17 protein-coding genes and 2 pseudogenes are annotated in these 24,066 nt (G+C 67.9%); 11 read left to right on the top strand and 8 right to left on the bottom strand.

All coding sequences use genetic code 11. The features are described 5' to 3' along the window. Positions 1-150 precede the first annotated feature (150 nt). Complete coding sequence (locus IEZ19_RS35775; RefSeq protein WP_189315549.1) at positions 151-726, top strand: transcriptional regulator; 576 nt, start codon at positions 151-153, stop codon at positions 724-726. Positions 727-829: 103 nt separating this feature from the next. After that, a complete protein-coding gene (locus IEZ19_RS35770) occupies positions 830-1,759 on the top strand; it encodes a GNAT family N-acetyltransferase (RefSeq protein ID WP_189315548.1) in 930 nt (309 codons plus the stop codon). Positions 1,760-1,995: 236 nt separating this feature from the next. Here IEZ19_RS35770 and IEZ19_RS35765 read toward each other — a convergent pair whose 3' ends face one another. The 3 genes from IEZ19_RS35765 to IEZ19_RS35755 all read right to left on the bottom strand — a co-directional run bounded on the left by IEZ19_RS35765 (position 1,996) and on the right by IEZ19_RS35755 (position 5,546). Next, the gene (locus tag IEZ19_RS35765) at positions 1,996-2,835 is read right to left on the bottom strand and encodes a helix-turn-helix transcriptional regulator (RefSeq protein ID WP_189315547.1); all 840 of its coding nucleotides are present in this window, start codon (positions 2,833-2,835) and stop codon (positions 1,996-1,998) included. Positions 2,836-3,124: 289 nt separating this feature from the next. After that, on the bottom strand, positions 3,125-4,591 hold the full coding sequence (locus tag IEZ19_RS35760) for an aldehyde dehydrogenase family protein (RefSeq protein ID WP_189315546.1): 1,467 nt from the start codon (positions 4,589-4,591) through the stop codon (positions 3,125-3,127). Between the two features lie 649 nt (positions 4,592-5,240). Beyond that, positions 5,241-5,546 carry a helix-turn-helix domain-containing protein gene (locus IEZ19_RS35755; protein ID WP_189315545.1) on the bottom strand — a complete coding sequence of 102 codons (306 nt, stop codon included), beginning with the start codon at positions 5,544-5,546 and terminating at the stop codon, positions 5,241-5,243. A gap of 65 nt (positions 5,547-5,611) precedes the next feature. On the opposite strand from IEZ19_RS35755, the gene map reads away from it, so the two are divergent. Next, a complete protein-coding gene (gene map, locus IEZ19_RS35750; RefSeq protein WP_189315544.1) occupies positions 5,612-6,379 on the top strand; it encodes a type I methionyl aminopeptidase in 768 nt (255 codons plus the stop codon). Positions 6,380-6,435: 56 nt separating this feature from the next. On the opposite strand, the gene IEZ19_RS51415 is transcribed toward map, so the two are convergent. The 4 genes and pseudogenes from IEZ19_RS51415 to IEZ19_RS54245 form a co-directional block, all read right to left on the bottom strand. After that, positions 6,436-6,879, bottom strand: a complete 444-nt coding sequence (locus IEZ19_RS51415; protein WP_229841216.1) for a hypothetical protein — start codon at positions 6,877-6,879, stop codon at positions 6,436-6,438. A 110-nt stretch (positions 6,880-6,989) separates the two neighbouring features. Next, positions 6,990-7,283, bottom strand: a pseudogene (locus IEZ19_RS51410) (recombinase family protein); the annotation flags it as partial. 401 nt (positions 7,284-7,684) lie between these two features. Then, on the bottom strand, positions 7,685-9,733 hold the full coding sequence (locus IEZ19_RS35740; protein WP_189315543.1) for a spermine/spermidine synthase domain-containing protein: 2,049 nt from the start codon (positions 9,731-9,733) through the stop codon (positions 7,685-7,687). A gap of 311 nt (positions 9,734-10,044) precedes the next feature. Next, positions 10,045-10,187: pseudogene (locus IEZ19_RS54245) on the bottom strand (TnsA-like heteromeric transposase endonuclease subunit); the annotation flags it as partial. Positions 10,188-10,614: 427 nt separating this feature from the next. Between IEZ19_RS54245 and IEZ19_RS35735 the strand changes: the two are divergent. Next, positions 10,615-11,355, top strand: coding sequence for a VOC family protein (locus tag IEZ19_RS35735; protein WP_189315542.1), 741 nt, complete (start codon positions 10,615-10,617; stop codon positions 11,353-11,355). Positions 11,356-11,732: 377 nt separating this feature from the next. Then, the gene (locus tag IEZ19_RS35730; RefSeq protein ID WP_308429043.1) at positions 11,733-13,037 is read left to right on the top strand and encodes an MFS transporter; all 1,305 of its coding nucleotides are present in this window, start codon (positions 11,733-11,735) and stop codon (positions 13,035-13,037) included. Positions 13,038-13,886: 849 nt separating this feature from the next. On the opposite strand, the gene IEZ19_RS35725 is transcribed toward IEZ19_RS35730, so the two are convergent. Next, entirely contained in the window at positions 13,887-15,635 is a 1,749-nt protein-coding gene (locus IEZ19_RS35725) for an alpha-1,3-galactosidase-related protein (protein ID WP_189315541.1), read from the bottom strand. A 357-nt stretch (positions 15,636-15,992) separates the two neighbouring features. On the opposite strand from IEZ19_RS35725, the gene IEZ19_RS35720 reads away from it, so the two are divergent. The 6 genes from IEZ19_RS35720 to IEZ19_RS35695 all read left to right on the top strand — a co-directional run bounded on the left by IEZ19_RS35720 (position 15,993) and on the right by IEZ19_RS35695 (position 23,834). Then, positions 15,993-16,988: a LacI family DNA-binding transcriptional regulator gene (locus IEZ19_RS35720; RefSeq protein WP_189315540.1), complete on the top strand. Its 996-nt coding sequence runs from the start codon at positions 15,993-15,995 to the stop codon at positions 16,986-16,988. A 530-nt stretch (positions 16,989-17,518) separates the two neighbouring features. Further along, positions 17,519-18,760 (top strand): hypothetical protein, encoded by a 1,242-nt coding sequence (locus IEZ19_RS35715; RefSeq protein ID WP_189315539.1) that lies wholly within the window; start codon positions 17,519-17,521, stop codon positions 18,758-18,760. A gap of 24 nt (positions 18,761-18,784) precedes the next feature. After that, on the top strand, positions 18,785-20,044 hold the full coding sequence (locus IEZ19_RS35710; protein WP_189315538.1) for an extracellular solute-binding protein: 1,260 nt from the start codon (positions 18,785-18,787) through the stop codon (positions 20,042-20,044). Positions 20,045-20,093: 49 nt separating this feature from the next. Continuing rightward, a complete protein-coding gene (locus tag IEZ19_RS35705) occupies positions 20,094-21,155 on the top strand; it encodes a carbohydrate ABC transporter permease (protein WP_229841215.1) in 1,062 nt (353 codons plus the stop codon). Next, positions 21,139-22,032, top strand: a complete 894-nt coding sequence (locus IEZ19_RS35700; RefSeq protein ID WP_189315537.1) for a carbohydrate ABC transporter permease — start codon at positions 21,139-21,141, stop codon at positions 22,030-22,032. The genes IEZ19_RS35705 and IEZ19_RS35700 overlap by 17 nt, the downstream gene beginning before the upstream one ends. Beyond that, positions 22,029-23,834, top strand: a complete 1,806-nt coding sequence (locus IEZ19_RS35695) for an alpha-galactosidase (RefSeq protein WP_189315536.1) — start codon at positions 22,029-22,031, stop codon at positions 23,832-23,834. Before IEZ19_RS35700 ends, IEZ19_RS35695 begins: the two co-directional genes overlap by 4 nt. Positions 23,835-24,066: the final 232 nt, after the last annotated feature.

Genomic DNA, 24,066 nt, shown 5'->3' with positions numbered 1-24,066 from the left:
CCGCATGTCCGGTGGTGTGGGGGGAGGGCCGGGCGAACCGGCCCTCCTACCCGATCGAGAGTTCGCGTCCTGAAGTCCTGTAGTATCAGGCTTCATTGAAGAATATGTTTGTGAGGGTTTGTCGGGATTTCGCGGTGCGAGGGGAAGAGGATGCCGGAGAGGAATATCGATTTCGGCAGATATGGGGCTCTCGGTATCAAGGGACACGAGGCCGTCGCCCGCCAGCTCGATGCCCTCGCCGGCTTCATCGCCACCCCGATCACGGCACGGCGTGGCCTGCTCGCACGTCTGCACTACCTCACCCGCACCGCCCACGCCCGTGAGGCGGCCCGTGCGGGCGGCCTGACTGTCACCGACCGCACCCTCAGGGCGTGGCTGGACGGCAACCGGAGCCCCTCGAAGAAGAACCTCCAGCGCATCGAGACGGCCTACCGGACCGTGCGCCGTCACAATGTCGTCCGCTACCTGCTCGCGCGCCTCAACCGTGAAGGCCGCGGCACCCGCGTCGAGTTCCACCCGCTCAACCAGTCCCAGGTCGATCCGCCCCGTCGGCGTGTGGTCTCCTACCGCACGCTCAACGTCCGCCACTGGGACCGCATCGTCGAGGCGTGGGCCAACGACGACGAAGAGGCCCTGGACGACGCCTGGATCAGTGACGCGGTGGTGGACCTCGGTTCCGAGTGGGGCCAGTACGAGTACGTCACCACCATCGGCTTCGCGGCCTGAACCAGGAGACGGCCTGGAGCACCTGCCGACGTGAGCGACCACCTGACGGTGCGCCTCCGAGCAAAGTGCTCCCCCGAGTCGAGTACGTCAGGGATCATGAATCATGCTCCCGGACGACTGGCAACTCACCGAAGACGTCGACGACTTCCTCGCCCGAGCCGGAGACTTCCTGCGCTCGCGCCCCGCCCTGCACAACACGCCGCTGACCGACATCGAGAAACTGCGAACACGTGGGGCGGACGCACACGGTGCCGAAGCCACCGTCTTCGGCCGACTGGAGTCAGGAGGCGAGGTCCGCGCCATCTTTTACCGCACTCCGCGCGGCCGTCTGGGCCTCACCCCCCTCTCCGCCAAGCAGGCCGACACCCTCGCCGCTCACCTGGCCGGCCTCGGCCACTTCCCCTCCAACGTCATCGCAGACCACGACACCGCCACCGCTTTCGCCGAGACATGGCAGCGGCACACAGGCGCAGCGTCGATGCCCTTCTGGCGAACGCATCTTTACCGTCTCGGCACGCTCACCCCACCGCAGCCGCGCCCAGAAGGCCGGGGCCGCATCGCGGGCGGGCAGGACCACGAGCAAGTCGTGCGCTGGTGCCGTGAGTTCTGCGTCGACGTCGGCGAGCAGTCCTCCATCGACTTGATCGACTCCGGCTCCTGGGCCGACTCGCGTTTCGGCGACAGACACTTCACATTCTGGGAGACCCCGGACGGCAACCCCCTCTCCATGGCGGCCGCGACCTCGATCGTCGGCGGCATGGTCCGGGTGGACCCCGTCTACACCCCGGCCCACCTCCGGGGGCGCGGCTACGCGGGCGCCGTTTCGGTCGAGGTGAGCCGTGCCGCGCTGGCCGCGGGCGCGACGGACGTCGTCCTGTTCGCGGACCCGGCCAATCCCACCAGCAACGCCCTCTACCAGCGCATCGGATACGTTCACGTCGCCGACTTCACCGGGTACAGGTTCTCCTACGGCGCACCAGAAGCCGGTCAGGAACATGGCCGACGCAAAACGCATCTGCCATCAGGAAGCTGATCCGCCGACACAGCCCTACCGGTCATGCCAGGGAGGCAGAAGAACGCCCTCTGAGCTGCTGAATTCGGGGGTCGTAGCAGACGAGACCCATCGATGCCGCAACCTTTGCAGCATAGGTCGAGGCGTCGTGTCGGCGGAGACTTGAGATCGAGATCGGACAGCCCGCTCGGCTGTGACACTCACAGCACCGCGGTCCTGCCTGTGCGCGCGAGAGCTGACCAGCGGGTATGCAGCCCTCAGGCCGGAAGGGACTGATCCAGGACGGACAGGAGTCGGAGGCTGGTGTGGCTCTCGGTGCCCGGAACCGCGGTGTAGACCAGGAGCCGGTGGGACTGGTCCGGGTCGACGAGGGTCTGGCAGTGCAGTTCCAGCGTCCCCACCTGCGGGTGCCGGAAGTGTTTGGAGGCGCAGTAGGGCGCCAGCACCGGGCGTTCATGCCAGAGCCCGGCGAACTCGGGGCTTTCCTCACGCAGCGCGTCGACGAGTGCGCCGGCACGCGAGTCGCCGCCGTCACGGGCGTAGGCGCCGTGGAGGTCGGCCACCATCTGTCGGCTCTGCTCGGGGTGGTCGCTCTCGGGGTGGACCAGGCGGGAGGCGGGATCGGTGAACCAGCGGTAGTGCGCACTGCGCGCCAGTCCGGTGTAGACCGTCTCGTCGCCCAGCAGCGCCACAGCCATGCGGGTCTGCTTCAGCGTCTCGCCCAGGTGGTTCATCACCTGGGCGGGGGTGTCCTCCAGCCGGTCCAGGATGCGCATCATCCCCGGGGTGATGTGGTCGTCGCGCCGCACCCTGCCGGGCAGGGCGTGCCCGGCGAGCTGGAACAGATGGTCCCGCTCCTCCAGTGACAGGTGCAGACCGCGGGCGATCGCGGCGAGCATCTGCTCCGAGGGGTGGGGCCCTCGCGGTTGCTCGAGTCGGCTGTAGTAGTCGACCGACATGTCGCACAGCGCCGCGACCTCCTCGCGGCGCAGCCCGCCGGTACGCCTGCGGCGTCCGCGGGGAAGCCCGACGTCCTCCGGCTGAAGGGCCTCACGGCGCGCCCGTAGGAAGGCCGCCAGCCCTGCTCGGTCCGCCATGGCTGTTCTTCCTCTCGGCTGGTGGTCTTCCCCGAAGGGATCTGCTGGTCCTGGACGGTTCTGCGGCGGTCCCGACGCGCCCCTGAGAGGGATGCTGCCGTGTCGGCAGGGGCCGTCGTTCAGGACCACAACGGTGTGAGCGTCGCGGCCCGATCGCCGATTCCCGCCAGGCATGTGCCGTTCAGCACCATCCGCGCCCGGGGGCCGTGGACGACGGTTGGTCCATGGCCCCTGGGCTCAGCACCCGCACGCGGGCCCGGCCCCTTCTCGCGGGTGCGGCGGCGGTGGGTCAGCGGGTGATCGCCTTGGTCTCCAGGAACTCCTCGATGCCGGCGCGGCCCATCTCCCGGCCGTTGCCGGACTGTTTGTAACCACCGAACGGTGCTTGGAAGTTGTGCTTCCCACCGTTGACGTCGACCTGGCCGACGCGCAGGCGCTTGGCGATCGCCATGGCGTGTTCCTCGTCGCCGGTGATGGCACCGTTGAGGCCGTAGATGGTGCCGTTGGCGATCTCGACGGCGTGGTCGTCGTCGGTGTAGGGGATCACGACCAGGACGGGGCCGAAGATCTCCTCCTGGGCGATGACGGAGTCGGGGGCGACGTCCGAGAAGATCGTGGGCTTGACGTAGGCGCCGGTCTCGAAGCCCTCCGGCCTGCCCGGCCCGCCGACCACGAGCGTGGCGCCGTCGGTGATACCGCGCCGGATGTAGCCGTCCACGCGTTTGCGCTGGGTCTCCGATGCGACCGGACCGATCCGCGTGGCCTCGTCGGCGGGGTCGCCGACCGTGTACTCCGCGGCAGCGGCACGCAGCTTCTCGACCACGGTCTGCTGAAGGTCCGCGGGCACGAGCATGCGGACGTAGGCGCCGCACGCCTGTCCTCCGTTGGACCAGGCGTAGGCCAGTCCACGCTGGACGGCGAAGTCGAGGTCGGCCTCGGGCAGGACGATGTGGGCCGCCTTGCCGCCCAGTTCGAGCGCGACCCGCTTGACCGTGTCGGAGGCGGCGACGGACACGCTCTTGCCGGCACGGGTGGACCCGGTGAAGGAGATCATGTCGATCTTCGGATGCCGGGAGATGGCCTCGCCGACGACCGGGCCGGTGCCCTGCACGACGTTGAACACGCCGTTCGGCAGACCGGCTTCGGTGGCGATCTCCGCGAACATCCGGGCGCTGAGGGGAGAGACTTCCGAGGGCTTGAGCACCACGGTGTTGCCCGCCAGCATCGCCGGGACGACCTTGGTCACCAGTTGCTGGAGCGGGAAGTTCCACGGGGTGATCGCGCCCACGACGCCTATCGGCTCATGGATGACGAGCGAGTTCTCGATCACCTCCGTCCACTCGTACTTCTCGGCCGCAGTGATCGCGGCGAGTGTCGACGCCACGGGGAATCCGGCCTGCGCCTGCCGCGAGAAGCTGATCGGGGCGCCCATCTCCAGCGTGATGGTGGCCGCGAGCTCCTCGGAGTGCTTCTGCATTCCCTCGGCAAGGCGCCGCATGACGGCGATGCGGTCTTCCGGCGAGGTCGACGACCATGCGGGGAAGGCGGCGAGCGCGGCGTCCACCGCCTTGTCCACGTCCTCGGCCGTCCCCTCGTGCACGGAGGCGATCACGGACTCGTCGGCCGGGTTCACGACGTCGATCAGTGGTCCGGCCCCCTCGACCGCGCGGCCGTCGATCCAGTGGGACGGAGTGGGAAAGGGAACCTCACGGTGTGCGTTCATGCCGTCAAGAGAACATCGGCCGGCGCAGGGCATCCATGCTCCGCCATGCCCATGATCTGGGTCACTCTGCCGCCCTGCCTCGGGGTCGAGCCGCATGCAGTGACCCGCGGGTGGGATTTCCGCGTCGCTGACCCGGCGCATACCTGACGACGGCAGGGAGCGCATTCCCAACCTGGAAGACCGGCCCCGGGGTTCAATCGAACCGTGGTTGGCGCTGAGATTGATCATGGACCGGCTGTAGCCGTCGGGAGGGCGCTGATGCGGTCTTGCGCACAGGTGACATCGCTCGCCACTGCCTCCGCTACAGCGTCGTCTTCGACCCTTCGGAGACCGGACTCGCCATCCGCGCCCGGACCTCTGAAGTGCGCGAAGCCCTCGCGGTGGACAGCATCGCCGCAGCCGCGCCTCGCTTCGTGGAGCGCTCGTTGCGCGGTGGCGAATGGAATCCGGACAAGGGCGCGGGCATGTCCACCTACTTCGTGGGTGGATGTGTCATGGCCTTCGGAGACGTCTTCAAGGTCTGGTCCCGGAAGCGGCGTCGCGGACGTGATCCTGGTCAATGCGAGGCAGGTCAAGAACCTGCCCGGCCGTGCCGGTGGAGTTGGTCGACGAGGTCATCAGCGTGCGCGCAGGCGTACCGGCACAGCACGGTCAGTGAACCGCTGACTCTCTGAGTGCGGCGTTACGAAACCAGCGATGGATGCCGTGTGACAGGCAGGATCGACTGATCCTCGACGGTTCGCTCCGCCTGGCTGATCTCGGCCCAGACGGCGTCGAGAGACAGGCCGAGGGTGTCGGCGATCGCTGCGATGGTCGGGAAGGCGGGGGTAGCCACACGGCCGGATTCGATCTTCCGCAGAGTTTCCGGCGAGATGTGCGAAGCGAGCGCCACGTCCAGCATCGAGCGGCAGCCCCGGGCTCTGCGGAGCAGGGCGCCAAGGCGCTGTCCGCGTTCTACCTCGGCGGGGGTGAGCGGCAACCTGACCATGCCCCCATTCTAATACCGGTACAGTTAGACCGGGATAGTTATTGGACATACGTGAGAGGTCCCCCATGATTGAGATCCTGAACTCCGCGCGGCTTGAGCGGGCGAGGGACACCGGCGCGCTGGTCGGAAACATCCTGCACACGCTGAAGCAGCGCAGCACGGTCGGGACGAACCTGCTGGACATCGACCAGTGGGCCAAGGAGATGATCACCGAGGCGCGAGCGCAGTCCTGCTACGTCGACTACGCGCCTTCCTTCGGGCGCGGCCCGTTCGGGCACTACATCTGCACGGCTGTCAACGACGGAGTGCTCCATGGGCGGCCTCACAACTACACGCTGGCAGACGGGGATCTGCTGACTCTCGACCTCGCCGTAGCCAGGGGCGGGGTGGCCGCGGACGCCGCGATCAGCTTTCTGGTGGGCAAGGCCAGGCCAGCGGAGAGCGTCGCGATGATCGAGACGACCGAACGTGCGCTCGCCGCCGGCATCGCCGCCGCCAAGCCTGGGGCGCGCATCGGCGACCTCTCCCACGCCATCGGCACGGTCCTCAGCAAGGCGGGCTACCCGATCAACACCGAGTTCGGAGGTCACGGCATCGGCTCGACCATGCACCAGGACCCACACGTCGCGAACACCGGACGGCCCGGCCGCGGATACAAGCTGCGCCCCGGACTGCTGCTCGCCCTGGAGCCCTGGGTCATGGCCGACACGGCCACACTCGTCACCGACGCCGACGGTTGGACGCTGCGCAGCGCGACGGGCTGCCGGACCGCGCACAGCGAGCACACCATCGCCATCACCGACAACGGAGCCGAAATTCTCACCCGACCGTAAGGGACCCCACACCGCTGCCGCGTCAGCAGACCCGGCTGCCAGTCCGGCCCCGGGGATCAATCGAACCGTGGTTGGCGCTGAGATTGATCATGGTCCGGCTGTAGCCGTCGGGAGGGCGCTGACGCGGTTCTCGTACTCGCGGCGGGCCTTGCGCTGTGCGGGGATGGCTGAGGTGCCGTTGAGGGGCTGGCAGTGGGCGAGGAGCCGGCGGTGGACGACGGCGCGGCGGTGACGCGCAGCGTGTAGCCCTGGCCGCGTCGGACGGTCACGCCGTGGTCGAGCGCGGCACGCTCGGCGGGATCCAGCTCGGAGGTACGGAGGAAGTCGGCGATCTTGCCCGGCATGTCGAGGGTGACCGGCAGCTCCGGGGGCGGGGTGTCCTCGTGGCCGGCGGTGGTGTGCTCGGGCATGAGGTCGGCGACGGCCGTGCGGATGGCGCCGCGGCTGACGCCGTGCTCGCGGGCCGGGGCGGCGATGGACCGGCCACCCAGGTAGGCCACGCGTACGGTGTCGGTCTTCCCGGCCGGGATGCGGGGCGGCGGCCGCCCTTGCTGCCCTTGGCCTCGGCGGCTCGCAGTCCGTCGTAGGTCAGCTCGCGCTGGAGGTCGCGCTGGAGTTCACCGGCGGCCGCGAGGGTCTGCACCATGAACATCACCGTGGACAGCAGCTCTTTGATACGCGGGTGGCGGGCCGTGAGGTCCATCGCGGAGAACGCGCCGTCGTGGAGGACGTCGAGGACATCGAGGATGTGCTGGGTGCCGCGTACGAGGCGGAACATCTCGGAGATGTGTACGGTGTCGCCCGGCCGGGCGTAGTCGAGGTGCGCGCGGAACTTCGGCCGCTGGAGCGGGTGGAGGCGGCTGGAGGTGCCCGGGTCCTCCTCGAAGACGACCGGGTCCTCGATCCCGGCCTCCGCCAGGACGAGGTTCTGCCGGGCGGTCGACTGCTGGTCGGTCGAGACCCGCTTGTCGTACGGCGCAGCACAATCAGGTCCCGGTCCACGTCGTCAAGGAGTAGAACCGCTCCAGCTCCGGCCGCGTCGGCTCCTCAACGAACCGTCCTTACGTCGCCGCCTGCTGATCCGTCAGAATTTCCACCGGCACCCGGCAGACGGTAGCCACCCGTCATCCGAGCCCACTGGGCTTTCAGGGAAACCGGACGCCACATCCCGGAGCTGGGCAGCCATGATCAATCTCAGCGCCAGCCACGGTTCGATTGGTCCCCGGGGCCGAAGACGCTCCCCGCCGTAAGTCTTATCAGCCCCAGCACGACCATGCGTGGCCTGACCGGCGATGGGACGAATCTCTACTGCCGGTCGAAAGTCACCTCGTCCTGTGCCGGCATTGGCATCGATTGTTTGTTCGGTCTGCGCCCGGCGAACCGCATGGCGACGCACGCCCCCAGGTACAGCAGGGCGACCACCAGCAGGAGTGCCTGATAGCCCGTTACCAGCGCGAGGTACTCGAGCACACCGCCGGTCAGGGCGCCCACCAGATTGGCGCCGAATGCGGATGTGGGATCGGGGGCGAGCGCGAGGCGGTCCGAGAACATGAGGTTGGCAAAGAAGATGGGGGCGAAGGCCAGAGCGATGGCGGCAGCGAGCCGTCCGGCGAAGGGCAGCGAGAGCACGGCGTGCGCCGGGACGAGCCAGGCTACCGCGAGGGCGCCGAAGAGCAGCAGCTGCAGCAGTGGCTGGTTGACCCGCCGCAGTCTGCGTCGGACCTCGACCGCGGCGAGCACGGCAATCAGGACACCGATGAAGACCAGGGCGTTGACCAGCCAGGTCGTACCGAAGTAGAGCGCGAAGCCGATCACGTTCTTCGTTTCGAGCAGCATGAAGGCGGCGCCCATCAGGAACATGTCGGTGTAGCGGACCGTGCTTCGGATCCGGACCCCGGTCAGGCGCACCGACAGCAATGTGACCAGCAGGATCCCGCCCAGCACGCCCAGGTAGAGCGTGGGGATGGTCCGGTGAAGCAGATACGGGAACGGGTGGTCGTCCGTCGCGGCCGCCGGGACAGCGCCGCTGGGCCGCCAGACCTTCTTGCACGACTGGTCGGTGGTCGTCATTCCAGCCACCAGCACCGCCGCGTTCCTGGCGAACGTCGTCATGCAGGGTGCATGGCCGTAGATGTCGTCGAGGGAGCCTGCGAAGCGGTCGACCAGCCAGTTCGTCCGGTAGTAGTTGTACATGGCGAAGGCACCGTGCGGCGCCAGGTGATCGCGCGCGGCCTCGAACGACTGCTGGGTGAACAGGTAGCTCTCCAGGCGCAGATTGCTCGCCCCGGATACCAGCGTGAGCGAGTCGGGCAGCGCCAGGACGATGAGGTCGTACTTGGCGTTCGTCCGCTCCAAGTAGGCCCGTCCATCGTTGATGTGGACGTGCACCCTGGGGTCGGCGTACGGCTTCGCGGGGTGCAGCTGTGCACCGATCTGCTGCAGTCGGGGATCGATCTCGACCGCGTCCACGCGCTGCGCTCCATGCGCCAGCGCGACGGCGACGTCATTGCCGTTGCCGGCCCCGATGACCAACACGTTCTTGTGCGGATTGGCAGGCGTCTGGTCGTACGCCTGCCGATAGGGCGAGTTCTTCTGCATCAGCACCGACAGCGGGATGATGCTCTGGTGCGGGACGCCGTTGGCGGAGATGCGGTACCCCTGGGCGGATGCCTTGGGTGTGACCTGGATCTTGTAGTACGGCGACCAGGAGATGCCGGCTGTGGTCGTCTCCAGGAACAGCGCAGCGACCATCGCCGTGAGGGGGACGGCGTACCGCAAGGCGTTGCGTCGGCCACCGAGGATCAGCAACGCCGCGGCAACGATCACGCCCCACACGACCGACGGGGCGCCGAGCCAGGACAACAGGGCGAAAGACACCGAGCCGGTGATGCTGCCGAGCAGGTCGAAGCGGTAAGCGTCGAGTGGGGGAAGCTGACGGAACAGATCGGCGGTGATCTTGCCGATCGCAGCCATGATCACCGTGGTGAGCAGGAAGATGACCGGCAGCGTCACCCACTCGGGAAGACCGGTGGTCTTCACGGCGGTGAAGTAGATGATCTGTTCGCTGCTCTGACGCACCTGCACCGGATATGCGCGTACCAGGATGACGAGAAGCGCGAGCGGAACCGGTGCCCAGCGTTTGATCCACTGCCCACGCGTGGCGGGGATCAGGAACCCGAGGCCGATGCCGAGAAACGACCCCAGCAGGATGAAGTTCGAAAAGTAGCTGAGGTGGACAACGTTGGCACCCGCCCATCTGATCAGCGCCAGCTCGACGAAGAGCATCGTGGCACTGGCCAGCAGCAGCCACCAACGGACCGACCGGGCATCATGTCTGACTTCGGACAGCTTCATGCGGTCACGGTGCCGCCTTCGATGGGACTTCGCGTTCGGGGAGAGTCTGGTTCGGAAGCCGACCACCCGCGCGGGCCAGAGCGCTTCCGCCGACTGGAGGTACAGACAACAGCGGAGCAGGTTGAGCCGGCTGACGAGCCGCCGCGTCTGCCGAGCATGGCCGGCACGCCTCGTCCGCGAGCCATTCGATCAGCCGTTCCTCATCCGCCCGGGTCACCGCGCGGAGCCGGCGCCGAATCTGTGAGCGGTGGTACTCGGTCCGGCCGACCAGGGAGTACCTCGTACCCCGCGGCCGGCACCTTCACCAACGCCCAGTGGAGCCAGAACGGCTGGAGGCGATCCCAACCACGTCCGGGCCGAAGTCCAGCAGGATCAGCCGGGCTCGCTCCAGCCACGACTCGTAACCCACATGGCCGCCGGTCGTCACCGCGTCGTACCAGCCCGGGAAACTGCGGCCGGAAGCTCCAGCCGGTGCCTGACGCAGTCATCAACCCAGGTCTGGACACCACGGTGCAGAAGCCGTTCACCCGCCCGGCACCCAAGAGCCCGGGCGCGCAGAAGTGGTACCTGGTCAAGCTACTCAAGTGTGGACCGTCACGTAATTCCCCACCGACAGCGTCGACTTCCCCGCCCAAACGTTCGGACCGCACCTGTCGGGTCGGGTCGCGAGCATCGAACACCTCGAGTTCGACCTGACGTCCCCGGACACGCTGCGAGCCCCGGACCGCTGTGACTCAGCACTTCATCCGGCGAGTGAGCGGTTCAACTGGCGGGCCGAGCACCCTGGTTGGCGTGCTGAGCTCTGCGGCTGGTGAGCGAGTTGATCTCTGGTTGGCGACGGTGCGGACGTCGTTGCAGAGCGGGTGCATAGGATCGCCGGCATGGCACTGCGACCTGTGATGGTGAACATAAAGGCTCTTGATGCCTCGGCGGTCGGCCGGTTCTGGGCGGAGGCGCTCGGCTGGAGTGCTTACAGCCCCGGCGTGACCACCTATGTCGGACCCGGCGGCGGCCTCGTTTGGCCGGACCCGGTCGCCGTCTGCGTCGACGTCGTTCCCGTCCCGGAACCCAAGACGACAGCAAAGAACCGTGTGCACCTCGATCTCGCCACCACCTCTGCGGCCCATCAGGCGGAGTTGGTCGCGCGCCTCCAGGCTCTCGGTGCGACGCCCGCCCACGTGGGCCAGGGCAAAGTGCCGTGGACGGTCCTCGCCGACCCCGAGGGCAACGAGTTCTGCGTGCTGGAGCCTCGGGAGGTCTACCGGGACACCGGGCCGATCGCCGCGGTGGTGGTCGACTGCGCGGATCCGCGGGCCATGGCGCGGTTCTGGGGTGAGGCGATGGACTGGACCCTGCACGAGGTGACCGACGATCATGCGGTGTTGCGCTCCGCCAAGGGGGTCGGCCCGTATCTCGAGTTCCTCCGCACGCCCGACGTGAAGACCGTGCCGGACCGCGTCCATCTCGACCTGCTGCCGTACCCCGGTGACGACAAAGCAGCGGAGGTGGCCCGGCTGCGGACACTCGGCGCCACCGACCTCGACCTCGGCCAGGGCGACGTCCCGTGGACGTGCCTGGTGGACCCGGAGGGCCACGAGTTCTGCGTCCTCGCCCTGTCCTGACGCGGAGCCTTGACGACACTCACCCCGCCCCGATGGTCCCAACCATCGTGTCCAGGCCCAGAAGCGGGCCGCAGAGCAGAGTCAGTCAGCCGGCGAGTTCCGCCGGTGATCCCCCGTCGTCTGCTCAGCCCTCAATCGGCTTTCGTGCCCTGCCGAGTGGGAGCTAGTGTTTGTGCGCAGCGAGTGACTCACGAGGAGCGAAGACATGGTCGGTCGTCCGAGCACGCGTTGACGTTTGAGGCCGTGAGCGGCCTGTCATCGCGTGCTGCCCTTGATGCGCGGCACAGCGAGCCTTCCTTTCCCGCAGCCTGAAATAGTCGGTGCACCTCTCGTGTGCCGGTTGGCGGGTCTCGTCTTCGGTCATCCGAGGGGTCCCTGTGCCGTCCTCTTCCTCCGTTGTATCCGATTCCGGTCGACCTGTTCCGTCGAGCCTGTGGCGGGACGGCGACTTCCGCCGGCTCTGGGTGGGCCAGACCGCCTCCCAACTGGGCGAACATACAAGTCTGGTGGTTCTGCCGCTCTTCGCAGTCCTGACGCTCGACGCCGATGCCGGCCAGTTGGGCGCCCTGCGCGCGGTGGGGCAGGCGCCGATACTGCTGCTGTCGCTCTTCGCCGGCGCGTGGGTGGACAGGTGGCGGACCCGCACGCTGATGGTGCTGACGGACGCCGGCCGGGCCCTGGCACTGGGCGCCGCCGCCGTGGCCGGCCTCCTCGGTGGACTCGGCCTGCCGGCGCTGCTCGTGGTTGCCTTCGCCGTCGGGGCTCTGTCCGTGTTCTTCGACGTGGCATACCAGACGTCTTTGGTACGGCTGGTGAAGCGCGATCAGTTGGTGCGGGGCAACAGCGCGCTCGAGGGCAGTCGGTCCGCTGCGCAGATCGGCGGTCCCGCCCTCGGCGGTGCGTTGGTGTCCGTGCTATCGGCGCCGATCGCTGCCGCCTCCAGCGCGGTGTATTTCACGCTGTCGTTCCTGTCGATCCGACGGATCGGTCGCAGCGAATCCATCCCGGAACGCTCGGAACGTCCTCTTCGGGTCTGGTGGCGGATCCGTGAGGGCCTCCGCTTTGTCGCCGGCGACACCTTGCTGCGGACCGTGTGCCTCGCATCTGCCGCCTTCCAGTTCTTCTTCGCGGCTGTGATGACCGTCTATCTGGTGCTCCTGCCACGGGACCTGCACCTGTCGGGCACCGCCGTCGGGCTGGCACTGGCGGCGACGGGGCCGGGTGCGCTCCTGGGCTCGCTGCTGGCCGCCCGCTTACCGAGCCGCTTCGGGTATGGCGCTGTGCTCGTGTCCGCGGCAGCACTCGGTGACGGCGTGTTCCTGTACGTGCCTGCACTGCACGGCACCTCTGCGGTGACGGTTCCCGCGCTCCTGACGATCAACTTCGTCTTCGGGACCTTCAGCCAGCTGGTGAATGTCACGGTCATGGCCGTCCGGCAGACCGTCACTCCGGACGGGATGCAAGGCCGCGCGGCCGCGACGATCAACTTTGTCGGCATGGGGCTGACCCCGCTCGGCTCGCTGCTCGGCGGCTTTCTCGCGGAAGTGTGGGGAACGCGCACCAGCCTCCTGGTAACAGCCGTAGGCATGCTGCTGTCGCCGGCATTGATGGCCCTGTCCCCACTCGCCCGCCTGGGACGGACGCTTCCCGCCCCGCCGGAGACTCCGGTTCCGTCTGCGTGACGGCTTCCATCGCGGCGAACAGCCGACACAACTCCGTCAGCGGTCGTAGCTATCACGGAAGCGCGGTCAACCGGCTGAAGTACTCAGTCGCACCGGACCAATTGGTCTGGGCTCGCGAGCTGTTCAGGGCACGGCTGCTCGTGAACACCGTGCTGTGTTCAACGCGCGACGCTGGGCCGGAACCCTCGTCTGCAGGCAGGCAGGCAGGCAGGCCGGAACCGGGCTCACCCAGTCACACGCGGCGGCCTCCGCTTCTTCAGAATCCCGTCACTGGACGTCGGCTCGATGACGTTCGTCCGCACCGAATCCGACGACATCTCCGGCGCTGTCAAGCCCTGCTTCAAGATCCCCTGACGCCCGCTCGGGTGCCTCCGCCGAAGCACTGTGGGAGGCGGGCGCCGAGGTCCGGCGCGGCACCCTGGACGACCTGAACGTGCAGGCGGATGGCGTGATTCATCTGGCCTACCTCCACCGTGCGCCGGCGCATATGGATGCGGCCGAGGAGGCGGCCGTCGCACTGGCCCGGCGCGGAGTCAGGTCCCCGGTCGTCCGCCTTGCGCCCACCGTGGACAGCGCGCTCGACCACCGCGGCTTCGTCCCCACCCTCATCGGCAAGGCCGACGTACCGGCGTGTCCGCCGACCTTGCCGAGGCACCGACCGATGGCCCGCAGTCCGCACTCCGGACGCAGCCCAGCTGGAGCGGCTTGCGCTGGAGACGGAGTCAACGGGTGCACGCCGGCACGGAGCCGCCGACGAGGGCGTGCCCTTCTGGGACAACTCTTGACGAGCTCGTGCATGGTTGGCGGTGGCAGGCTGAAAGCTTGATCGTCGATCATGGTCTTGCGGGTTCACGGCCGCAGCGTTCCCACCGTTTCCGTCACGACCACGTTCGAGCAGCCCTCGGCGGCCACGAGGTCGCTCTCGGCGAGGGCATCGGCGCCGGTTCCCGTCAGCCGGTTGCCGGTAACAGCCAGGCCGCGGACGGCGCGGGCGCGGACGACCGGTGCGCCGGCGCCGTCGAAGACGTTGACGCTGATGTTCACGTTGCGGTGCACGGGGTGCGCGGGGTCGAGGACGGTGTTGGTGGGCGCGATGAGGATCGCCGGGGTGGACGGGCGCAGGAAGGTGTTGTCGCGGATCGTGAGGTCGGCGACGGGACCCGACTCGTACCACTCCTTGGCGTCGCCGGAGATACAGACGCTGGCCATGGTCATGCCGTCGAAGACGTTGCCCTCGATGACGACCGGCCGCCGGGTGGTCACCAGAACGCCGCGGGTGGGCACGTTGACGAAGCGGTTGCCCACGATGTGGACCGACGGGGTGGCGGTGACGTTCTCGGCGACCCACAGTTCCGGTGTCACCGCGGCGGGCAGCGGGCGGTCCACGGTCACGGTCATGATGCGCGCGTCGTCGGCGTCGTCCCGGTCGTGAGGACCGTCGACAGCCGTGACGCGGGCGGTGAAACCGGCCGTGGTGTCCAGGGTTGAGCGAGCGGTGAACTCGATCGTGTCACCGGGCCGGAACGCCGCGAAGCCGGCGGTCTCCGGGTGCCGGTACGCCAGTGTCACCGTGTCGTCCCCCACCAGGCCGGAGACGACGAGGTACGTGCCGTGGATGTTGATCGGGTCGTCGTGCGGTCCGTCGAAGACGCAGTCCGCGATCCGCACGTGCCCGCCCATCGAGGAGAGGTTGATGAAGTCGGCGAACCCGGCCGTCGTGCGGCCCGAAGCCGGGTCGGCGCGGAAGCGGACGTCGCGTACGGTCAGGTCCTGGCCCAGCTGCCCGACGAGGCCGAAGCCGTGCAGGTATCGCGCCGAGACGTCGCGGATCTCCACGCGTTCGCTGCCGCCCACGAACACGCCCGGATGGTCACGCACGGTCGTGCGCATCTGGTAGACGAGCCCGGTGTCCCGGGGGGCCTCGGCGAAGCGGTAGTCCAGGCGCAGGCGGTTGCCCGGGAGTTCACGGACGGCGGTCACATCGTCGAACAGCGGATTGCGGTCCCGCCAGGTGCGCCGGGCCACCGGATCGTGCACCTGTGTGTAGGCCATCGCGTCCGTGCCGGTCCAGTACGGCTCACCGTCGGCCAGGCTGGGCTCGCCGAGCCAGGTGATCGACGTACCGTCGATCCGGAAGCGGGTGTCGGCGGGCAGGAGCAACTCACGCCAGGCCTTGACGCCGTCCGTCCCCGCGTTCGCCACCGTCGCGTCGATGACCCGGGGCGAGACGTAGTCGAAGGAGAAAGCCTCGAAACGAATGTCAGCCGAGTCGATCGCCGCGAACGCGGTCTGCGCGCCGTGCAGTACGAGGGCGGCGCCCTGACCGTCGACCACCAGGTCGCGGGTGTTCTCCACGAGGAGGGCGATGGTCTTGGACAGGTACCGCCGGTCGGCGCCGACGGTGTTGGAGACGTAGAGATCGCGGCGTTCGGCCCGCTCGGGATACAGGTGATACCGGCCGGGTGCGAATCGGACGGTGACCGGCTCCCGCACGGCACAGGCCGCGCGCAGGGCCGCGGCGACCGCTGCGGCGCTGTCGCCGGTACCGCTCGGGTCCGCGCCGAACGCGGTGACTTCTACCAGGGTGCGATGCGCCACGCATGCTCCTCGTCGGGGGTGGGCCCACGTCATGCGTGGATGGTCAACGGCGTTGACATTGCCCTGATGTCTGCACAAAATCCGGCGCGTCAGTGTAGCCAGCACGACACCGCACCAGGAGGCATCCGACGCATGCGCCGGTCGAGGTGACTGTCGTGCGGGTGTCGCTGGGTGAGGTGTCGGTGGAGGTGGATCTGGCGCTGGGACTGTGGACCGTGCGTCCGGGGAGGACGGGGGCGGCTGCTGACCGTGGTGGGCTGAACTGCGTCGCCCACCCGGTCGGCGGGTGGGCGCCGTGCCGGACGTGATCCCGTACACTCGCAACGCGTTGGGCGGTGCCGTTCACCAAAGGGAGTCATGGCCAAGGTCGGGATCAGCGACGTTGCGGCGCGAGCCGGCGTCAGTGAGGCCACAGTCAGCCGCGTCATCAACCGCCGCGGGGTCGTCGCCATGGCGACGCGACGTCAGGTGGAGGAGGCGATCCGCGAGCTGGGCTACGAGCGCGGCGGACAGAGCCAGTTGGTCGTGGTGCTGACCCCGGGTCTGGCCCAGCCGTTCTTCGGCCGCCTGTGCGAGCTGATCGAGTCGGCCCTTGCGTCGCAGGGTTTCCGGGCCCTGGTGGGGTCCACCACCGTGGGCGGGCTCCAGGAGGTCGACTTCATCTCCTCGACGATGGACCTGGGCATCGCCGGCGCGGTCTTCGCCTCCGCCAGCAACACCCTGGTCGGTGCCGACCCGACGGTCTATCAGCTGCTCGTGGAGCGCAAGATCCCCTTCGTGCTGGTGAACGGCTCGATCGAAGGCCAGCCCGCGCCCAGTTTCTCCACCGACGACGTCGTCGCGGCGGAGCTGGCGGTCGACCACCTGTGGGGACTGGGCCACCGGGACATCGGCCTGATCGTCGGGCCGGCGGGGAACCGGCCGAGCGAACGCCGGCTGACCGGGTTCGTCCGGTCGATGAGCGCGCGCGGTGTGGCCGATCCGCAGCGGTTGGTCGTCCGTCAGGTCTACAGCGTCGAGGGCGGTATGTCCGCAGCCGGGACGCTGCTCGATCAAGGGGTGACGGCGATCGTCGCGGCCAGCGACTACATGGCGCTCGGCGCGATCCGCGCGGCGCGGCGCCGGGGAATGTCGATCCCGCAGGACCTGTCGGTCGTCGGCTACGACGACTCGCAGATCATGGACTTCGTCGATCCTCCGCTGACCACCGTGCGTCAGCCGATCGAGCGGATCGCCCAGTCGGTGTCGACGGCCATGGTGCATCTGATCAATCGCAAGCAGGCGCCGTCGGGCGAGTTGCTGTTCGATCCCGAGCTGATCGTGCGCGCCTCCACGGCGCCGCCTCACTCCTGACGCGTTCCCGGCCCTCGCTGCCGCTGCCGCCTCGGCCGGGGCAGACTCGCCAGGCGCACCCGCGGGGTGGCCTGGCCTCCTCGCGCTGTCGTTCCTGCGTTCTCCAGCGCCACTTCGCCGTCGCGATGTGCCACCGTGATTGACGGGTTACTGACGGATCCGTCATAGATACGTCAACCCACTTCCTTCGGCATGTCCCTGCGCCGGGCCGAATCGCGCTCGGATCGCTCCTCTTCGGTCCGTGATGGTGCGTTTTCGTATACGTATGCGGCGTCCAGGACACGTTACTAACCCTCTCACCTGCGATGATGAACACCCGAGAGACCCTGAACAGGATTGCCACACATATGTATTGACCTGAAATTGACGTGCGTGCAACACTTCCCGTCATGGCGCAGGGGTTATCGTTTCCGCAAGCCTCGCACGACTTCGGCGGTCCGGGACCGCGAGACTCAGCCCTTCAAGTGAGGTCCAACTTGACGGATCTTGTCGATTCTTTCAGTTGGGCGTCATGGCGGGCCCGTGAGTGGGTGCAGACCGGACGGCGTGCGGACTTCGTGCCGAGCTACTGGGCGGGGCTCACCGACCGGCCGATGTTCTACTCGCGGGACCTGGCCCACCAGATGCTCGGCGGGCACCTCCTCGGTCTCGACGCCGAGAACCTGGCGATGCTCCGCCACTTCGCCGCCTCCGCAACGGAGCGGCGCGGCTGGTACCCGCTGTGGGCGTTCAACTTCGACGGCACTCCCGCGGCCATCGACTACCACGACGACAACGACTTCGTCCGCGAGATCCCGGCGCCGTTCGAACTGGTGGAAAAGGCCGTCGAGCAGTACCACTGGACGGGCGACGAGCGGTTCCTGCGGGCACCGGAGATCGCCGCGTTTCTCCGCACCACCCTGACCTCGTTCGCGCAGGCCCACGATCCGCTGGGCACCGGGGTCGCAGGTGAGCGCGGCAGCGGTGACATCTTCCAGGGGACGGCCACGTACAACGAGGTGGAACACCCGCCGCACCTGCTGGTCGCGGCCGACGGCATCGCCAGTCAGTGGGCGGCCCACGCCGCGCTGGCCGGGGTTGCGACCGATGCGCAGCTGGACCCGGAGTTCGTGAGATGGAACGCCGAACGGACGGCCGCGCTGGAGGCCGGGTTCGCCGAGGGCTGGTGGCTTGCGGAACACGGGCACTACACGGCGGGCTTCACCCATGAGGGGCCGGTCAGCGGCTTCGGACTGGAGAGCACGTGGTTCCCGGCGGTCAAGGGCCTCATGCGTCCCGACGACCGGGCCACCGCCCACCTGGACTACCTCAGCGCCTGTCTGGAGGAGAACCCGCCGCACAACATCGAAGCCTTCACGTACCTGCCCGAGGCCTGTCTTCGCTACGGGCGTGACGAGGAAGCCCTCCGTTGGATCCGGTTCCTGGCGGAATCCCGCTCGGATTACCCGGAAGTGTCGTTCACACATGTTGCCCATGTCGTCACCGGCCTGACAGGCCTGAGTATGGGGCCCCGCAGGGGTGAGGTGCACACCCGGGCACACATCCCGCCGGACGACTGGCTTGAGGTCGACGGAGTCGCCGCCGGCACCTCGACCATCGGTGTCCGCCACGAGGGACACGAGGCGAGCGAACTATGGGTGACCCGCGGCAACGGGGTCACCTGGACCAGCACCTGGCCGGACGGCCGCACCACCCGAGTGGACGTCCCGGCTGGAGGCCGGGCGCGCGTCAGTGCCGACGGCGGCACCGCCGTATCCCCCGAGCAGTACTGAACCCGAAACGACAAGGATGTCTTCGTGTTGAGAACAACAGTGACAGCCGTAGTAGTCGCCGGCTGTCTGGTCTCCCTCGCCGCGTGCAGCAACGAGACCGGGGCCACCCCCGGAAACAGCGGCGGCAAGTCCACGACCATCTCGTTCGCCTACTGGGGCGCCAACGAGGAGAACGCGACGATCAAGAGCATGGTCGCCGCCTTCGAGAAGGCCCACCCCGACATTCACATCGAACCCAACTGGATTCAGAGCGACTACGAGCAGAAGCTCCAGACATCCATAGCCGGCGGGGACGCCCCCACCGTGGCCGTGATCTCCAACACCTCACTGCCGAGCTTCTACAGCGCCTTCAAACCGGTCAGCGTCGACACCGGCGCGTACTACTCTCCCGCCGTCGCCAAGGCGGGCAACGTCGACGGCACCGACTACACCGTGCCGTTCGTCGCCAAGAGCAAGGTCATGGCCATCGACAAGGCGAGCTTCACCAAGGCCGGTCTCAGGGTGCCGTCAGGCAAGACGCCGCTCAGCACCGGGGACTTCGTCACCGCCGCGCAGAAGATGACCAGCGGTTCGGGCCCCTCCAAGACCTACGGCTCGGCACCCCTGTGGTTCGACGGATGGCTGATGGCCGACGGCGGCTCGTACTACAACGCCGACGGCACGAAGTGCACCATGGGCGACACGGCCGGGATCCGGGCGGCGAAGACCGTGGTCGACTCGCAGAAGCCCGGCGGTTTCGCGCCCACCACCATCGCCGTCCAGGGCCAGGACATGTTCCAGTGGCTGAAAGAGGGCAAGGTCGCGATGCTCCCCGACTTCGGCCCGTGGAACATCGCGCAGTTCGCCGCACTCGACACCTCACGCTTCCTCCTCGTACCCATGCCCGGCCGGGGCGAGCCCATGGAGGTCGACGGCCTGGGCATCACCAAGAGCGCGAGTGCGGCGCAGACCACCGCAGCCGAGAAGTTCACAGCGTTCATGAGCAGCGACCCCGCCGCCCAGAACCTGCTCGCGTCCAAAACCTCCGCGCTGGGCGTTCCCGTGGTCAAGAACTCACTGTCCGCCTTCCAGTCCGCCGCGCCCAAGGCCAACCTCCAGGCGTTCATCAATGCCGTCACGAATGCGGTGACCACGCCGTACGTGAAGAACAAGGTGCAGATCGAGAGCACCTTCTCGACCGCCCTCGACTCCCGCACCGCGATCGGCACCGGCCACGAGGACCCGGCGACCGTGCTTCCACAGCTTCAGAACAAGTGCCAGCAGATGCTCGACGCGACCAAGTAGCCCACGAGCCGGACGGCCACGAACGGCGCCGAGAAAGACCAATTGGCACATGTCAGAGATAGTGAAGGGCCTGGAGGGCCTCCTCGCACGGTTCCATCTGGATGTGGCACTCCAGCCCATCGTCGCCTTCGCCATCATGATGGCCGTCGTCTTCGGGATCCTGGCCATCGCCATATGGATCGCGGTGAGACGACGATGGATCGGCCGCACGACCGCGGCGTTCTGGCTTTTCGTCTCGCCCTGGATCGTCGGGTTCCTGCTGTTCACCGGCGGCCCCATGATCTACTCCCTGGTCCTGTCGTTCACCGACTGGGATCTGATCAGTCCGGCGAAGTTCGCCGGACTCGCCAACTACCGCAAGGCAGTGCACGACCCGGACGTCGGGCAGGCCATCAAGGTCACACTGCTGTACGCGGTGATCAGCGTCCCGGCACAGACGGCGCTGTCGCTCGCGGTGGCACTGCTGATGAACGTGAAGGTCCGCGGCATCCACGTGTTCCGCACCATCTGGTACCTGCCCTCCCTGGTGACCGGCGTGGCGCAGACCGTGCTGTTCATCTGGGTCTTCAACCCTGAGTACGGCCTGGTCAACGGAGTGCTGCGGCTGATGGGCGTCGAAGGACCGAAGTGGCTCTTCGATCCTGACTGGGCGTTGCCGGCCGTCATCATCATGAGTCTGTGGACCGTCGGCGGCAACATGGTCATCTACCTGGCGGGGCTTCAGGACATACCGTCCGAACTCTACGAGGCAGCGGCACTCGACGGCGCCGGCCGGCTGCGCTCCCTGTGGAACATCACCATTCCGCAGATCAGCCCGGTCATCTTCTTCAACGTGGTGACGGGACTCATCTACGCGATGCAGACCTTCACCCAGGGGTTCGTCGTCACCCAGAACGGCGGCGGCCCGTCCAACTCCCTGCTGTTCTACGTCGTGTACCTGTACCAGAACGCGTTCAAGTTCTTCCAGATGGGCTATGCGTCAGCCCTCGCCTGGATCCTCTTCCTCATGATCATGGTGCTCACCGCGGTCGTCTTCCGGGGCAGCAGTTTCTGGGTCTATTACGAATCGCAGCGCCCGAAGGAGCGGAGGCGGCGTGTCCGTGCCAAGTGAGACGATCCCCTACGCACGGGCCGCGAGAAACGCACGCGTCCGGCGCTCCCCGACCGACGGGACGCCCGCGGCACGCTACACCGCGGTCGCCGTCCTCATCGTGGGGTCGATCGTGTTCGTCTACCCCTTCCTGTGGATGATCGCGACAGCGCTGCGGACCCGGGCGGGTGTCTCCAGCGGAGGCATCACCCTGTGGCCCGTGCAGTGGCAGTGGTCGAACTTTTCCAGCGGCCTCAACTCGTTCCCGTTCTGGCGGTATTTCCGCAACTCGCTGCTCAGCACGCTGGTGCCGGTCGTGGCGGTCGTCTACTCGTCCTCGCTGGTGGGTTTCGCCTTCGCGCGAATCCGGGCCCGCGGTTCGAACATGCTGTTCGGAATCGTGCTGGCGACACTGCTGCTGCCGCAAGAAGTGACGATCGTGCCGCAGTTCGTCCTGTTCAAGAACCTCGACATGATGAACACGCTGTGGCCGATCATCCTGCCCACCTTCTTCGGTTCGGCCTTCTTCATTTTTCTCTTCCGCCAGTTCTACCTCCGCCTTCCGGAATCGCTCACGGACGCCGCCATCCTCGACGGCGCCGGATGGTTCCGTATCTGGTGGTCGGTCTACCTTCCGCTGTCCCGGCCGATCCTGATCGCGACCGCGGTCCTGCAGTTCATGTCCTACTGGAACAACTTCTTCCAGGCCGCGATCTACATCACCGACGACAAATGGAAGACGCTGCCGCTCGCGCTCGCCGGATTCCAGTCGGTGAACGGCACCAACACACCACTGCTCATGGCCACGACCGTCGTCGTGACCCTGCCCTGCGTACTGATCTTCTTCTTCGCCCAACGCCACATCATCGGCGGAATCTCCTTCTCGGGAAACAAATGACCGACACTTCCTCCACAGCGCCCGTACCCATCTGGGTGCCTGGACAGGCCAGTGCCCAACCGCAGCAACCCGTCCTTCTGGGCCCGACCGCGACAGCACGCGGGCTGCGGCTCCAGGCGACCGACACGGACGCGGCACAGGCGACCGAGGTGGCCGACGGCGTGTGGGAGATCTCGTTCCGCGTCGGCCCTGCCCCACTGGAACTCACCGCCCTGGTCCCGGCAGTGGACGCCGTGACCTACTGGCGTCCGGGCAGCGCCGTCCCGCACGCCACGGTCCCGCCGTCCTGGGGCGATCCGGTCGACACCACGGCGCTCCTCGGCATCCCCCTCGGCGCTCTGTTGCTACGTCAGGACCGGACCGGTCTCGTCCACACACTCGACGCGGGCAGCCACCGCACCACTGTGCGCGCCGGGCTGGTCGAGGAGAGCGCGGACTTCGCGGTCATCATGACCGTGGAAGACGCGGAACCCGGTGAGGAGATACGGCTGCTTCTCGACGTCTCCGGACGCCCGTTCACCGACGCCGTACCGGACGCCGGGCGCCTGTTCGAGCAGGACGGCGGCACGCCGCCGGCCCCCGGCGCCGAGGACGCGGTGCTGTGCACCTGGTACTTCGCCCACCAGGACGTCACGGCCCAGACGGTGCTGGCCCAGGCCGACCGGGCCGCGACGCTCGGTTTCGGCGTGGTCATCGTGGACGACGGCTGGCAGACCATGTCCCAGACACGCGGCTACGGCTGGTGCGGCGACTGGGAGGTGGCGGCCGAGAAATTCCCGGACCCGGCCGGCCTGGTCGCCGAACTGCACGCGCGAGGACTGCGCACCATGTGGTGGGTGGGCACCCCCTTCCTGGGCTTTCACGCACGAGCCCGTACCGCCGGTCTCCTAACGCGGTACCAGGAGACCGAACTCGACGCCGCCGTCCTCGACCCGCGCGACGACAGCACACGCCTCCACCTCGTCGAGCGCATCCGCGACCTCGTCGTGAAGACCGGCGCGGACGGTGTCAAGCTCGACTTTCTCGAACGGTTCGCCACGCCGGTGCCGGACGACCCGTCGCCGAACTCCCCGGTTGCGGCGACCGTGCGGCTGCTTGCGGAGATCGTCGACGCCGTCGAGTCGGCCGGCGTCCGACCGCTGATCGAGTTCCGGGAGCCGTACGTGCATCCGGCCGTCAGCCGGTACGCCACCATGCTGCGGGTCGGCGACTGCCCGCTGAGCGCGACCCAAAACCGGGTCGGGATCGTCGACCTGCGCATGCTCCGCCCCAGCCGGCCGGTCCACAGCGATCCGATCATGTGGGCCACGGACGACACCGCCGAACGCGTTGCACACCACCTGATCAACGCTCTGTTCGGGGTTCCGCAGGTGTCGGTGGACCTCGTACGGCTCGACACCGCACCGTCGGACGCGCTGGCGTTCTGGATGCGGGTGTGGACCACGTACCGCGACACCCTGCTCCACGGAGAACTACTTCCCCAGCGGCCCGACTTGCTCTACCCCCTGATCGCCGCCAACGACGGCGTCCGGCACATCGTCGCCCGGTACGCCCCGCACGCGGTGCCGCTTCCGCAACGGCCGTGGCGTGAGGTACTGATCGCCAACGCGGACGACAGCGAGCCGCTGATCGTCAACGACGCGTTCCCGATGAGCGTCCGGGTGGAGATCTGGGACGCGCGCGGCCGTCCGACCCACCGGTCACTCGCGGAGCTGGCGCCCGGCCCGTCGGTCCTCCCGGTACCCTCCGGCGGCCTGGCCCGCCTCACCCACCCCGACCTCGGCCCCGCTCCGGAGCTGTGATCGAAGCGGTCCGGGTGAACGGGCCGGCGAGGCCGGCACGCGTGTCGGGGATCTTGGTGTCTCCCGGTGCGGCAGTATGATCGGTCGGCATGCTCGGGGCTGTATCGAAGGCCGACGCAGTTGTCGAGGTGCCCGTCCCCGTTCCGGTGAGTTGGGCGCGGAGCATGGTGGCGCCCCTGCCTGCGCGCACCGCTTCAAGTCTCACACCACGGCAGCCACCAGCTATTTCCTG

Source organism: Streptomyces brasiliensis (genome assembly GCF_014647875.1).
Classification (GTDB): Bacteria; Actinomycetota; Actinomycetes; order Streptomycetales; family Streptomycetaceae; genus Streptomyces; species Streptomyces brasiliensis.
The sequence above is the reverse complement of the archived record's forward strand: the minus strand, read 5'-3'. Positions and strand labels throughout refer to the sequence as shown.